This is a genomic window from Serratia sp. FGI94, assembly GCF_000330865.1.
Classification (GTDB): Bacteria; Pseudomonadota; Gammaproteobacteria; order Enterobacterales; family Enterobacteriaceae; genus Serratia_B; species Serratia_B rubidaea.
In genome coordinates, this window is sequence record NC_020064.1 from 2,189,202 (window position 1) to 2,201,824 (window position 12,623).

The following is a 12,623-nucleotide window of genomic DNA, read 5'->3' on the forward strand; positions in this document are numbered from 1 at the left end:
TATTAGCACAGATGGATAATTATGCGAGCCGGACAGGCAATATTGTGCACCCGCCGGGTGTGGTGATGCCTGTTTGTTGTACCCTAAATAATTCGAGTTGCAGGAAGGCGGCAAGGGAAGGAATCCCGATGAGCTTACACCGGTAAGTGATTCGGGGGACTGAGCGCCGGCAACGCACCTGCAGCTTGAAGTATGACGGGTAGTTACCCTAAATAATTCGAGTTGCAGGAAGGCGGCAAGGGAAGGAATCCTGATGAGCTTACACCGGTAAGTGATTCGGGTGACTGAGTGCCGGCAACGCACCTGCAGCTTGAAGTATGACGGGTATATACTCAAGGTTCGATAACGGACATGAATGGAGAGGTGGATTTATGAAACATTTCTGGTGTGCGGCAATCGGTCTGCTGGCCTGCGGCGTCGCCCAGGCGGCAACGGAAGAGGTGGATATACATTTGGTGACCGCGCAGGGCATCGGTCAGGATATTGGCAAGATCGCCATCAGCGAAACGCCGTACGGGCTGCAGTTCACGCCGCAGCTAAAAGCGTTGCCTGCCGGCATTCACGGTTTTCACGTACATGAAAACGGCAGCTGCGAACCGGCGATGAAAGAGGGCAAGGCGGTGGCGGCACTGGCGGCCGGCGGCCACTTTGACCCGCAGAAAACCGGCAAACACCTGGGGCCGTATGCCGATGGCCACCTGGGAGACTTGCCGGCCATCTACGTGGCCGAGGACGGTACCGCCAGCTACCCGGTGCTGGCGCCGCGGCTGAAAAAAATCAGCGAGATTGAAGGCAAGGCGCTGATGGTGCACGTCGGCGGCGATAACCATGCCGACCAGCCGAAACCGCTGGGCGGCGGCGGCGATCGCTTCGCCTGCGGGGTGATTAAATAACCACGCGTCAGGACGGGGTCGCCGTGACGGTGGCCCCATCGTCCTGCGGCGGGGCGATCGCCTGCCGCAGTTGCTGCAGCGAACAGTACAGCCGCCACACCAGCCCGGCCAGCTCCCGCGCCGCCGCCTCATGATGCTGCGCCAGCGCATCGCTGATCCGCTGTAACTCCTGCAGCGTCGTATCCAGCGAACGGTGCTGGACGCCTTTCTCCGTCATAATGCCGCGCAGGCAGTGAATACAGCGATCGCGCACCGCCGCGAGCGGGTCGGAGCGCGTCTGCCAGTCGCGCAGTTGCCAGACGATATGGCTGCAGTTGAGCAGCACCACGCCCCAGCGCAGCAGCCAGGTGCGCGCTTCCTGATCCTGACTCTGATTCAGCTGACTGATGCGGTGGTAAATCAGCGATTCAAACCGGCTCTGACGCAGCTGCGGCTTACTGCTCAGCTGGTCGATAAAGTCGCGCCGCAGGGCGCGGATAATGCGCCGGCTTTTGCGCTTGTCCGAGCTGGGGCGCAGGATCTGAAAGGCCAGCCCGGCCAGCAGCACCCCGACGATTTTGCCGATATTGTCATTGAGGAACGACTGATAGTCGTAGCTCGGCGGGTTGGTGATGGTGAGAAAAGAGCCCATAAAGACGATTAGCTGCCCCCACAACGCCGCGTAGGGCGGGTGCTGCAGTTTGAGCATCTGCATGGTGACCAGCACCGGGAACAGAAAGGCGCAGAACAGCCAGAAATCGTCGATCTGCACCATCAGGCCGAACTTCACCACAAAACAGCCGATGGACAGCAGAATCAGCGCCTTTAGCAGCGTGGTGATGCTTTTGATCGGCGACGGCGTGGCGGAGTAGAGCACGCAGCTGATGGCGGTCAGCGTCAGCGCGGCGCTGCCGGCCTCCCACTGGGTGTTAATCCAGTAGGCGCAGCCGATCACGATGCTTAAAAAGGTACGCACCCCGTTGTAGGCCGCCTCATAGCTGTCGGTATGGCGCGCCAGCGCGCTGACCGCTGGGGGCTGTATGCTGCTGACCGGCGTGGCGCTTTCCAGCTGCAGCAGCCAGCGGTTGGCCTGCAGATACAGCCAGCAGAAGTTGCGCAACCGCAGGAAGAAGGCGCGGTGGCGGTAGTCCGCCTCGTCCCGCGGTGCGATCTGCCGCAGGATTTTCGCCAGCCGGTATTTGTCGGTGTGCGCATCGCGCAGCTCTTCCAGCAGCTGTGTCAGCACCGGCGCCAGGTTGGCCGGCGGATCCGGCCAGTTGAGCAGCATGCGCCGCAGGCTGGAGATGACGCTGGTCAGGCGCAGCTGCAGGTGCAGCATATAGTTGAGCAGATGGTTTTGTCGGCGCAGCCGGTAGTGGCTCCAGAACGCCTGAATCCGCAGCAGGTTCATGGTGAGGATCTGGCTGATGACCCCTTCGTGCGAGGTGCGGATCTGCGGCGTAATCTCCGGACGCCACAGCATGTCGGCGTGCTCCAGCAGGCGCAGATGCATGCGGCGCAGCGAGGTCAGCAGCGTTGCGCCGTCGGAGGTGCTGGGCAGGATCATCATCATCAGCGCGCCGCACAGGATACCGGTAATCACCTCGCAGACGCGCGCCTGGGCGAGGTCGAAGATATCCAGCGTGTCCGTCATGTTGACGGTACTGAAGGCGATAATGGCGGCGGTGTAGCCCGACAGGGCGAAGGCATAGGAGACATTATTCTGGTAGTGGTTGGAAATATAGGTGCACAGCCCGATCCAGGCGGCGATAAACAGCGTGAACAGCCAGGGGTCATTCAGGCAGTGGCCGGCGATGGCGACCGACGCCGCGGCGCCGACCAGGCTGCCGATAATCCGACCGATGCTTTTGCTGATAACGCCGCCCACCGTGGGAAAGCTGACTACCGCCGCTGAGGTCAGCGCCCAATAGGGTTCGTCGAGATTAAGGGCGAATGCCACCCAGAGCGCCAGACACATCGCCAGCGAATTTCGCAGCGCATAGCGCCACTGGCCGCCGGTAGCGCGGCCCCAGGGCGTACGGTTCCACTCCAGAAACGGCAGGTTCATTGATTAAGCCTACTGATGTATCGAAATGGTGCAGGTGGTGCCGGCCACCAGCGTCAGATCGGCGGGCACATCGCGCAATTTTATCCGTACCGGTACGCGCTGCGCCAAACGCACCCAGGGGACATTGGGTTTAACATCCATTAATAAATCGCCGCCGTTTTCGACGCTTTGGTCATAAATAGCGCGACCGATGCTCTCGACCTCACCCTGTAAAGGCACATTGCCGTTATATAAAACGATGTCCGCTTTGTTTCCCTCTTTAATATGCTTGAGCTTGGTTTCTTCGAAATAACCGAGCACATAAAAAGAGTGCACGTCGACCAGCGCCACCAGCGGGGAGCCGGCGCTGGCATAGTTACCCACCCGCGCCTGTAAATTAGTGATATAGCCGTCGGTCGGCGCATAAATTTGCGTTTTACTTAAATTCCATTTTGCCTGTTCAAGATTTGCCTGCGCCGCTTTATACGCCGCTTTCATTGCCTGAGCGGTTAAATTTGCAGCGTCCATCGACTCGCTGGAAATAACGTCGCGCGGCAATCCGCGGCGGCGCGCGGCTTCATGCTCGGCCTTCGCCAGGTCAGACTGCGCCTTGGCAAGCGCCGCTTCGGCATGCGCCAGCGCGATACGGTAAGGCTCAGCATCCAGGCTGAAAATCAGACTGCCGGCGGAAACATATTGGTTATCGTGTACGGTTATTTTTGTCAGCCGGCCTGAGACTTCCGGGGTGATATTGACCAGTTCCGCGCGCACTTTGCCGTCGCGGGTCCAGGGAGACTGCATATAATAATTCCACAGCCACCAGCCGGCGCAAATGGCGACGGCGCAGACAATCACCGTGGAAAAATATTTTAATGTTTTATACTTCATCGGTTACCAACTCGCTAAGATCCACAAAGAGCCGCTGACGGCAATGACGAAAATGGATAAATCCATTAACATCGGATGCCAAATTTCGCCGGAATAGAGCCAGTTGCGCAGCAGACGATGCGCCAGCAGCCAAAAAACCAGGCCCAGTAAGAATGCTTTAAACATGGGGGGGAAATAAAGCGATGCGCCCAATACCAAATCGGGCAGCGGTGCGCTCGAATGTAACCATGGGGTAATCAATTTAACTATTCCTACGTGCAAATGTGTAATATATTCGAATATTTGGTAACCAAATGCTGCTGGCTTCACTGGCGAATTTGAGCATATCCATTATATACATTTGTATTTTTAATGTGATTTACCCAAAATAGAGTATCATCTGGGAGATTAATATTAGCATGCTAATTATAAGGAGGGGTAAGTGGAATCAACGTTAGGTTCGGATTTAGCACGATTGGTTCGTGTTTGGCGTGCGCTCATCGATCATCGGCTAAAACCGCTGGAGCTCACTCAGACGCATTGGGTGACGCTACACAATATCAGCCGGCTGCCGCCGGAGCAGTCGCAGATTCAGCTGGCAAAGGCGATTGGCATTGAGCAACCTTCGCTGGTGCGTACGCTGGACCAGCTGGAAGAGAAGGGGCTGATCACGCGGCACATCTGCGCCAACGATCGGCGGGCGAAGCGCATTAAACTGACCGAGGCCGCAGCGCCGATTATTCGCGAGGTGGACAGCGTGATCAGTTCGACGCGCGGTGAAATCCTGAGCGGTATCACGCCGGAAGAGGTGCAGCTGCTGGTGACGCTGATTAGCAAACTTGAGCAGAACATTACCGATTTACAGAATAAACAATAATTTTTAAAGCATTGCACGATTACATTTACAGCAGCAAAAAATAAAACCGGAGGCCAGGGCCTCCGGTTTTACGTTGGAAAACGGTGCGTTTACAGCGGAGAAACGGTAACCGTGTTGCCGGAACGCGCCATGCGCACGCGCTGGCCCGGGCTGAATTTGGTGGCGCCCGCTTTTTGCACCACGACAATGTTGTCGCCTTTGGTGTCCGGACGAATTTCCAGCTCGACGCCGGCGGTGCGGCCGGCTACATCGCCGATCTGATCGCCGGCTACGCCGCCGGCAACGGCGCCCGCTGCGGTGGCCAGGCTGCGGCCGGTGCCGCCGCCGATGGTGTTGCCCAGGAAGCCGCCAATCACCGCGCCGCCGATGGTGCCGAGCATGTTAGAACCGCCTTCGCCCTGGATTTTCACCGGACGCACGGAAACCAGCGTGCCGTAGCTGGCCTGCTGCACCTGCTTCGCCTGTGCCGACGTATAAACATCGCCAGACATGGAATCATTGGCACAGCCGGCCAGCGTCAGCCCGGCAAGAGCAACAACGATAAGACGTTTGATCATATAAAACTCCTGATTTTAGTATTCCATAACCTGGCCATCCCAGGCGAGATTCGGTGAAAGATAGACAAAGTATGGTCCAAAGCTGCGTAAATGCCTATACCCGCCATACTTCAAGCTGCCGGCGTGTTGGCTGTACTCCGCCACCTTGAGCAAGCTCATCGGGATTCCTTCCCTGGCCCCTTCCTGCAACTCGAATGACTCTGGGTGGATAAGGCCGCGCAGCGCCATACTTTATCGCTCCATCCAGCATAATCGTACACCGCTCAACCAATAATAAACGGTGGTTTAAATTTATCACACATTCCCCGTGACGCTTGGGGAGAAACATGCGACCGGCGCGCGTTAAAAATAAACGTTTTCTCTCACAATCGCAAAAAAGGCATCCTAATTCATGGCGTTAATAGTTTAATTCTGGTTTATTTGTCTGAGTGACAACGATTAGGCATACCCGCGATGGGTAAAGGATAGGTTTATGAAGTCAGGCCGCTATATCGGCGTGATGTCCGGCACCAGTCTGGACGGAGTGGACGTGGTGCTGGCCGCCATTGATGAACGTATGGTGGCGCAGCAGGCCAGCTACACCCATCCGCTGCCAATTGCGCTCAAGCATGAGATCCTCGGCATGTGCCAGGGCCAGCCGACCACGGTGTCCGCCGTTGGGCAGCTGGACGCCCGACTGGGCACGCTGTTCGGCGAAGCGGTGCTGGGGCTGCTGGCGCAGACCGGCGTGCCGGCGCATGAGATCACCGCCATCGGCTGCCACGGGCAGACCATCTGGCACGAGCCGGAAGGGGAAACGCGCTTTTCGATGCAGCTGGGCGATAATAACCGCATCGCCGCGCTGACCAACATTACCACCGTCGGCGATTTCCGCCGCCGCGATATGGCCTACGGCGGGCAGGGCGCGCCGCTGGTGCCGGCGTTTCATCAGGCGCTGCTGTCGCACCCGTCGGAGCGGCGCATGGTGTTGAATATCGGCGGCATCGCCAATTTGTCCATGCTGCTGCCGGGCATGCCGGTGCGCGGTTTTGACACCGGGCCGGGCAATATGCTGATGGACGCCTGGATATGGCGCCATCGCCAACAGCCGTATGACCAGGATGCGGTCTGGGCAATGAGCGGGCGGGTCTGCCTGCCGCTGCTGCAGCAGATGTTGGCGGATCCCTATTTTGCGCTGCCGGCGCCGAAGAGCACCGGCCGGGAGTACTTCAATATCGGCTGGCTGGAGCAGCAGCTGGCGCAGTTGCCGGGCGTCGGCGCGGCGGACGTGATGGCCACGCTGGTGGAGCTGACCGCCGTCACTATCTGCGAGCAGGTGATGCTGGCCGGCGGCAGCGAGCGGCTGCTGGTGTGCGGCGGTGGGGCGCGCAACCCGCTGCTGATGGCGCGCATGGCGGCGCTGCTGCCCGGCACCGAGGTCAGCACCACCGACAGCTTCGGCATCAGCGGCGACGATATGGAGGCGCTGGCGTTCGCCTGGCTGGCGTTCCGCACCCTGTCCGGCCAGCCGGGTAACCTGCCGTCGGTGACCGGCGCCAGCCGCGAAACGCTGCTCGGTGGGATTTATCCGGTTTTCCCGTCGCACCCGCGTACGCTCTGTTAGGATAAAAACGATCGCCTGACTATTTAAGGAATAACCCGATGAAAAAATATCTTCTTGCCGGCCTGGCGCTGGCACTCGGCGGGTGCAGCTATTTCCTGCCGCAGCAGAGTCAGGTGCTGCACTATCAGTGCGGCACCACGCCGCTGACCGTGGCGCTTAACGGTGAGGACAGCACGGTCAACCTGCTGCTGGACGGCCAGCAACTGACGCTGAAGCAGCAGCTGGCCGCCTCCGGCGCCAAATACGGCGACGGCAAATATACCTTTTGGTCCAAAGGGCAGAGCGCATTCGTCGAACGCGACGATAAAGTGATTATGAGCGACTGCACGCTGGTGAACTGACACGGCGCCCGGCGTGCGGTAAAGATTGAGATTATGGCGCGTCGGGCGCAGAATAACCCCACCTATTTTTCGGTTGGTTGATACACCAGATGTCTGATAACTCTCAGTTTGATGTCGCGGACCTGCGCCGCGAATATACCCGCGGCGGCCTGCGTCGTCAGGATCTTACGGCGAACCCTCTGGATCTGTTTGAACGCTGGCTGCAGCAGGCCTGCGAAGCGCGCCTGGCCGATCCGACCGCCATGTGCGTGGCGACGGTGGATGAACAGGGGCAGCCGTATCAGCGCATCGTTCTACTCAAGCACTACGACGACAAAGGGCTGGTGTTCTATACCAACCTTGGCAGCCGCAAGGCGCAGCAGCTGGCGCATAACCCGAAAATCAGCCTGCATTTCCCCTGGCATATGCTGGACCGGCAGGTCAGCTTCCTCGGCACGGCGGAGCGCCTGTCGACGCTGGAGGTGATGAAATACTTCAGCAGCCGGCCGAAGGACAGCCAGATTGGCGCCTGGGTATCGCAGCAGTCGACGCGTATTTCGGCGCGCGGCGTGCTGGAGAGCAAATTCCTTGAGCTGAAGCAGAAATTCCAGTCCGGCGAGGTGCCGCTACCCAGCTTCTGGGGCGGTTTCCGCGTCAGGTTCGACTCCGTTGAGTTCTGGCAGGGCGGTGAACACCGTTTACATGACCGTTTCCTGTACCAGCGCGACGGGAATGACTGGAAAATTGACCGACTGGCACCCTGACGGACAGAAAATACCGTTAAGCGCTGGCAGAGTTGAGGCCGGCGCTTTATTCTATGCGCTTCATTCCGATTTTATTATTCCGCCAGCGGGCGGAAGGCCGTGTACCGGCAAAGGTGCATTCGTTTATACATGGAGAAATTGATGGCTAGCATCAACCTGATTCAACAATTGCAAGAGCGGGGCCTGGTGGCTCAAGTGACGGACGAGGAAGCGTTAGCAGAGCGACTGGCGCAAGGGCCAATTGCGCTGTATTGCGGCTTCGATCCGACCGCTGACAGCTTGCATTTGGGCCATCTGGTGCCGCTGCTGTGCCTGAAGCGTTTCCAACTCGCCGGCCACAAGCCGGTGGCGCTGGTGGGCGGGGCGACCGGTCTGATCGGCGACCCCAGCTTCAAGGCGGCGGAACGCAAGCTGAACACCACGGAAACCGTTAACGAGTGGGTGGAGAAGATCCGCAAACAGGTGTCGCCGTTCCTCGATTTCGACTGCGGCGACAACAGCGCCATCGCCGCCAACAACTATGACTGGTTCGGCGATATGAACGTGCTGACCTTCCTGCGCGATATCGGCAAGCACTTCTCCGTTAACCAGATGATCAACAAAGAAGCGGTGAAGCAGCGCCTGAACCGTGACGACGTCGGCATCTCCTTTACCGAGTTCTCCTACAACCTGCTGCAGGGCTACGACTTTGCCGAGCTGCACCGCCGTCATCAGGTGGTGCTGCAGATTGGCGGTTCCGACCAGTGGGGCAACATCACCTCCGGCATCGACCTGACCCGCCGCATGCACCAGCAGCAGGCGTTCGGTCTGACCGTGCCGTTGATCACCAAGGCGGACGGCACCAAGTTCGGCAAGACCGAAGGCGGCGCGGTATGGCTGGCGCCGGAAAAAACCAGCCCGTACAAGTTCTACCAGTTCTGGATCAACACCGCCGATGCGGACGTGTACCGCTTCCTGAAGTTCTTCACCTTTATCAGCCTGGAAGATATCAACGCGCTGGAGGAAGAGGATCGCAACAGCGGCAAGGCGCCGCGCGCCCAGTACGTGCTGGCGGAAGAAGTCACCCGTATGGTGCATGGCGAAGAGGGGCTGGCGGCGGCGCAGCGTATTACCCAGAGCCTGTTCTCCGGCGCGCTGCATGAGATGACCGAAGCCGACTTCGCACAGCTGGCGCAGGATGGTATGCCGTCGGTCAAACTGGACAAAGACGCCGATCTGCAGCAGGCGCTGGTTAACGCCGAGCTGGTGCCGTCACGCGGCCAGGCGCGCACCATGATCGGCTCCAACGCGGTGAGCGTGAACGGCGAGAAGCAGTCCAACGCGGAATACGTCTTCAGCGATGACGACCGCCTGTTCGGCCGCTATACGCTGCTGCGTCGCGGTAAAAAACATTACTGCCTGGTTGAGTGGCAGTAATCGCAATTAACAGAAAGGGGCCCGTAGCGGGCCCCTTTGTCATTACCCGGCCGGGACGGCACGCTCCCGGCCTTTGAGATTTGCGCACGCCAATGAAAAACATTCTTTCCATTCAATCACACGTGGTGTTCGGCCATGCCGGCAACAGCGCCGCGGAGTTCCCCATGCGCCGCATGGGCGTTAACGTCTGGCCGCTGAATACCGTGCAGTTCTCCAACCATACGCAGTACGGCCGCTGGACCGGCTGCGTGATGCCTGCCAGCCACCTGAGCGAGATCGCCCAGGGCATCGCGGATATCGACCAGCTGCAGCGCTGCGACGCGGTGCTGAGCGGTTATATCGGCTCCCCCGAGCAGGGCGGCCATATTCTGGATATCGTGCGCCAGGTGAAACAGGCGAATCCCGCTGCCTGGTATTTCTGCGACCCGGTGATGGGCCACCCGGAGAAGGGCTGCATCGTGGCGCCGGGCGTGGCGGAGTTTCTGTGTCAGCAGGCGCTGCCGTGCAGCGATATGGTGGCGCCGAACGTGCTGGAACTGGAGCAGCTCAGTCAGCGTGAGGTAGCCTCCGTCGAACAGGCGGTTGACGCCGCGCGCGTGCTGATTGCGCGCGGGCCGAAAGTAGTGCTGGTTAAGCATCTGAGCCGCGCCGGCTATCGCCGCGACGCGTTTGAGATGCTGCTGGTGACGGCGGATGAGGCCTGGCATATCAGCCGGCCGCTGGTGGATTTCGGCAGCCGTCAGCCGGTGGGCGTGGGCGATTTGACCAGCGGCCTGCTGCTGGTGGATCTGCTGCAGGGTAAGGAGCTGGATCAGGCGCTGGAGCACGTGACGGCGGCGGTGTATGAGGTGATGCTGATCACCAAGGAGATGGGCGAGTATGAACTGCAGGTGGTCGCTGCGCAGGATTATATCGTCAACCCGCGCTGCCATTTTGCGGCGGTGAAGCTCGGGGAATAAGACTTTCCCCGCCGCGACGGCGGGGAAGACCAACGCTTACTGCAACCCTTCGGCATTCAGCGCGGCGGCCACCGCCGGACGCGCCGCCACCCGTTTCATATAGCCGGCCAGGTTTGGATAGCGCTGCAGATCAAACTGCAGCGCCACCGCCCAGCGCAGTACGGTAAACAGGTAGGCGTCAGCGACGCTGAAGCGGCTGCCCAGCAGGTAGTGTTGCGGCGCCAGCACGCCGTCAAGATAGCGGAAATGCTGCTCCAGTTTGGCGCGCGCAATCGCCAGATACGCTTCCGGCGTTTTCGGATTAAACAGCGGGCTGAAGCCCTTGTGCAGTTCGGAGGCGACAAAGTTCAGCCATTCAATCGCGTGGTAGCGCGACAGCGTGCCCGCCGGCGGGATCAGCTGACGGTCGGGCACCCGATCCGCCAAATACTGCACTATCGCCACGCCTTCGGTCAGCAGGCTGCCGTCGTCCAGCAGCAGCGCCGGAACCTGTCCTTTGGGGTTAATCGTCAGATAGTCGGCGCCGCTCTCGGTGGTTTTATTGGCCAGATCGACTTTTTCCGCGGTGAAATCCAGCCCCGCCTCGCGCAGTACGATATGCGGGGACAGGGAACAGGCGCCGGCTTTATAGAACAGTTTCATCGTTGACTCCTTGATAAGGATGAAAGGCGTGCATGCCTAACTCTCTATCCTAGCGTCGCCGCGATGAAATTGCCGCGTTTCAGCTAACAAATTTCGCTGACGGCCTCGCCCTGCGGCTGCAGCTGCGCCAGCGTGACGGCGAGCTGCTGCTGCAGCGCCTGCGGCGCGGTTTGCATCGGCGCGCGCAGCTCGTTGCGCAACAGCCCTTGCTGCGCCAGCGCCGCTTTGACCGGTGCCGGGTTGGCAAAGCTGAACATCTGGCGGATCATCGGCAGCAGCGCATAGAAGTTGGCGCGCGCGGCGGGCAGATCGCCGTCGGCGACCTGTTGCACCAACTGTACAAAGCGTTCCGGATGCAGGTGCGCCGAGGCCGAGATCGCCCCGGTGCCGCCCAGACACAGCGTGGAGAGGATCAGGTTGTCCTCGCCGGTCAGCACGTCAATCTCGCCGTCATCGATCAGCGCCATAGTGACGTCCGGATTACCGCCGCACTCCTTGATGGCTTTCACCTGCGGATGGCGGGCAATCTGGCGCAGCGTATCCAGCTCCAGCGTTACGCCGGTGCGGTAAGGCACGTTGTACAGGATCACCGGTACGCGCGAGGCGTCGGCCAGCGTGGTGAAGTACTCAACCAGCCCGCACTGCGACGGACGGATGTAATAGGGGGCGGGCACCAGCACGCCGGCGATATCGCGCTGTTGGATCGCCTGCTGCATCTGCAAGGTGGCGGTCATATTGTTGCCGGCCAGCCCCATCACCACCTGGTGCGCCGGCGCGACGGTAAGCACCGCGTCCAGCACCGCCAGCTGTTCCTCTTTGTCGAGCGCGGCGGCTTCGCCGGTGGTGCCGCACACCACCAGCCCGTCAACGCCGGCGGCCAGCAGATGCTGCGCCAGGCGTTTTAACGCGGGAAAGTCGACGCTGTGTTGATTAAACGGGGTGACTAACGCTACCCAAATACCGGAAAAAGAGGCCATAAAAATTCCTTCTGAGTGACCGTTCAGAGAAGCCGGATGGGCAAGCGGCGCATTGTCCTGTCAGCGCATTCTGTCTCTACGGCAGGGCGCGTTGCAGCGGCATGAGGGCGTTCTCATCGCGGGATAATAGGTGACGATGATGAATATTCCCGATCGGGCTGTCAATTTATAACAGGTTGATAATATTGTTATTCATGATGGCCGCAGGCTGATGAGTTTCGCTAATAGCGCGGCGCGGGCGATAAAATCCACGTTGTGGGCTGGCGGCGTCAGGCGTCGTCCCGGGTGCCGTATTTGCGGTCAAACTCGCGCCGGTAGGCGCGCGCCTTATTGCGATCGCGGATCCACAGATAGCCGCATACCAGCGCCACCGCGCCGGAAAACACCATATTGCGCATATCCCGGTCATAACAGTACACCAGCAGGGTATCCAGTGCGGCGATCAGCGCAAACCATTTATAGACGTGGGACTGCCGCCGCGTTGCCGCGTTCAGGCGTTTCAACTGTCTGGCTTCGTCGAGCACCGGTTTTTTCTGCATGATTGTCCTGTCTGAGATTTTTATTAGCAATAAATTAGCAGAGATTGAGCGATTACCGAACCGGTTAATCTGAGTTTTTTCTTAATGATGGCGTCGGGGCGAGGCATCACGGGACGTCGGGAAGCGGCTTTTACTACCCGCTTACTTATTTATTCTGATAATGTGATTTTTTATTCATTGCGG

The 12,623-nt window shown here is 59.4% G+C and carries 15 protein-coding genes; 7 read left to right on the forward strand and 8 right to left on the reverse strand.

Annotated features, from left to right (window positions below):
- Nucleotides 1-371: 371 nt before the first annotated feature.
- A complete protein-coding gene (sodC, locus tag D781_RS09955; RefSeq protein ID WP_015672189.1) occupies nt 372-893 on the forward strand; it encodes a superoxide dismutase family protein in 522 nt (173 codons plus the stop codon).
- Nucleotides 894-900: 7 nt separating this feature from the next.
- Here the strand turns inward: sodC and D781_RS09960 are convergent, their stop codons facing one another.
- From D781_RS09960 to D781_RS22695, 3 genes are read right to left on the reverse strand one after another with little or no spacing between them, the layout of a single operon-like run.
- Nucleotides 901-2,940: an FUSC family protein gene (locus D781_RS09960; RefSeq protein ID WP_015672190.1), complete on the reverse strand. Its 2,040-nt coding sequence runs from the start codon at nt 2,938-2,940 to the stop codon at nt 901-903.
- Between the two features lie 9 nt (nt 2,941-2,949).
- On the reverse strand, nt 2,950-3,807 hold the full coding sequence (locus tag D781_RS09965) for an HlyD family secretion protein (protein ID WP_015672191.1): 858 nt from the start codon (nt 3,805-3,807) through the stop codon (nt 2,950-2,952).
- Between the two features lie 3 nt (nt 3,808-3,810).
- Nucleotides 3,811-4,047 carry a DUF1656 domain-containing protein gene (locus tag D781_RS22695; RefSeq protein WP_015672192.1) on the reverse strand — a complete coding sequence of 79 codons (237 nt, stop codon included), beginning with the start codon at nt 4,045-4,047 and terminating at the stop codon, nt 3,811-3,813.
- 181 nt (nt 4,048-4,228) lie between these two features.
- Here D781_RS22695 and slyA point away from each other — a divergent pair, with 181 nt between their 5' ends.
- Nucleotides 4,229-4,663: a transcriptional regulator SlyA gene (gene slyA / locus D781_RS09975; protein WP_015672193.1), complete on the forward strand. Its 435-nt coding sequence runs from the start codon at nt 4,229-4,231 to the stop codon at nt 4,661-4,663.
- Nucleotides 4,664-4,752: 89 nt separating this feature from the next.
- On the opposite strand, the gene D781_RS09980 is transcribed toward slyA, so the two are convergent.
- The gene (locus tag D781_RS09980) at nt 4,753-5,220 is read right to left on the reverse strand and encodes a glycine zipper 2TM domain-containing protein (RefSeq protein ID WP_015672194.1); all 468 of its coding nucleotides are present in this window, start codon (nt 5,218-5,220) and stop codon (nt 4,753-4,755) included.
- Nucleotides 5,221-5,235: 15 nt separating this feature from the next.
- Nucleotides 5,236-5,448: a hypothetical protein gene (locus D781_RS23645; protein WP_041411792.1), complete on the reverse strand. Its 213-nt coding sequence runs from the start codon at nt 5,446-5,448 to the stop codon at nt 5,236-5,238.
- Between the two features lie 244 nt (nt 5,449-5,692).
- Here D781_RS23645 and anmK point away from each other — a divergent pair, with 244 nt between their 5' ends.
- From anmK to pdxY, 5 genes are all read left to right on the forward strand, one after another.
- Nucleotides 5,693-6,823 (forward strand): anhydro-N-acetylmuramic acid kinase, encoded by a 1,131-nt coding sequence (anmK, locus tag D781_RS09990; RefSeq protein ID WP_015672195.1) that lies wholly within the window; start codon nt 5,693-5,695, stop codon nt 6,821-6,823.
- A 38-nt stretch (nt 6,824-6,861) separates the two neighbouring features.
- Entirely contained in the window at nt 6,862-7,164 is a 303-nt protein-coding gene (locus D781_RS09995; protein ID WP_015672196.1) for an MliC family protein, read from the forward strand.
- Between the two features lie 89 nt (nt 7,165-7,253).
- Nucleotides 7,254-7,907, forward strand: coding sequence for a pyridoxamine 5'-phosphate oxidase (gene pdxH, locus D781_RS10000; RefSeq protein WP_015672197.1), 654 nt, complete (start codon nt 7,254-7,256; stop codon nt 7,905-7,907).
- A 141-nt stretch (nt 7,908-8,048) separates the two neighbouring features.
- A complete protein-coding gene (gene tyrS / locus D781_RS10005) occupies nt 8,049-9,323 on the forward strand; it encodes a tyrosine--tRNA ligase (RefSeq protein ID WP_015672198.1) in 1,275 nt (424 codons plus the stop codon).
- Nucleotides 9,324-9,415: 92 nt separating this feature from the next.
- Nucleotides 9,416-10,282, forward strand: a complete 867-nt coding sequence (pdxY, locus tag D781_RS10010; RefSeq protein WP_015672199.1) for a pyridoxal kinase PdxY — start codon at nt 9,416-9,418, stop codon at nt 10,280-10,282.
- Nucleotides 10,283-10,318: 36 nt separating this feature from the next.
- Here the strand turns inward: pdxY and gstA are convergent, their stop codons facing one another.
- The 3 genes from gstA to D781_RS10025 all read right to left on the reverse strand — a co-directional run bounded on the left by gstA (nt 10,319) and on the right by D781_RS10025 (nt 12,440).
- A complete protein-coding gene (gene gstA, locus D781_RS10015; protein WP_015672200.1) occupies nt 10,319-10,924 on the reverse strand; it encodes a glutathione transferase GstA in 606 nt (201 codons plus the stop codon).
- 83 nt (nt 10,925-11,007) lie between these two features.
- Nucleotides 11,008-11,901 carry a 4-hydroxy-tetrahydrodipicolinate synthase gene (gene dapA, locus D781_RS10020; protein WP_015672201.1) on the reverse strand — a complete coding sequence of 298 codons (894 nt, stop codon included), beginning with the start codon at nt 11,899-11,901 and terminating at the stop codon, nt 11,008-11,010.
- 269 nt (nt 11,902-12,170) lie between these two features.
- A complete protein-coding gene (locus tag D781_RS10025) occupies nt 12,171-12,440 on the reverse strand; it encodes a hypothetical protein (protein ID WP_015672202.1) in 270 nt (89 codons plus the stop codon).
- Nucleotides 12,441-12,623 lie beyond the last annotated feature (183 nt).

What these genes read in the sequence shown, in the direction of transcription:
- sodC (WP_015672189.1), top strand. Translation starts at nt 372, where the DNA reads ATGAAACATTTCTGGTGTGCGGCAATCGGTCTGCTGGCCTGCGGCGTC.
- D781_RS09960 (WP_015672190.1), bottom strand. Translation starts at nt 2,940, where the DNA reads ATGAACCTGCCGTTTCTGGAGTGGAACCGTACGCCCTGGGGCCGCGCT.
- D781_RS09965 (WP_015672191.1), bottom strand. Translation starts at nt 3,807, where the DNA reads ATGAAGTATAAAACATTAAAATATTTTTCCACGGTGATTGTCTGCGCC.
- D781_RS09980 (WP_015672194.1), bottom strand. Translation starts at nt 5,220, where the DNA reads ATGATCAAACGTCTTATCGTTGTTGCTCTTGCCGGGCTGACGCTGGCC.
- D781_RS23645 (WP_041411792.1), bottom strand. Translation starts at nt 5,448, where the DNA reads ATGGCGCTGCGCGGCCTTATCCACCCAGAGTCATTCGAGTTGCAGGAA.
- anmK (WP_015672195.1), top strand. Translation starts at nt 5,693, where the DNA reads ATGAAGTCAGGCCGCTATATCGGCGTGATGTCCGGCACCAGTCTGGAC.
- D781_RS09995 (WP_015672196.1), top strand. Translation starts at nt 6,862, where the DNA reads ATGAAAAAATATCTTCTTGCCGGCCTGGCGCTGGCACTCGGCGGGTGC.
- pdxH (WP_015672197.1), top strand. Translation starts at nt 7,254, where the DNA reads ATGTCTGATAACTCTCAGTTTGATGTCGCGGACCTGCGCCGCGAATAT.
- tyrS (WP_015672198.1), top strand. Translation starts at nt 8,049, where the DNA reads ATGGCTAGCATCAACCTGATTCAACAATTGCAAGAGCGGGGCCTGGTG.
- pdxY (WP_015672199.1), top strand. Translation starts at nt 9,416, where the DNA reads ATGAAAAACATTCTTTCCATTCAATCACACGTGGTGTTCGGCCATGCC.
- gstA (WP_015672200.1), bottom strand. Translation starts at nt 10,924, where the DNA reads ATGAAACTGTTCTATAAAGCCGGCGCCTGTTCCCTGTCCCCGCATATC.
- dapA (WP_015672201.1), bottom strand. Translation starts at nt 11,901, where the DNA reads ATGGCCTCTTTTTCCGGTATTTGGGTAGCGTTAGTCACCCCGTTTAAT.
- D781_RS10025 (WP_015672202.1), bottom strand. Translation starts at nt 12,440, where the DNA reads ATGCAGAAAAAACCGGTGCTCGACGAAGCCAGACAGTTGAAACGCCTG.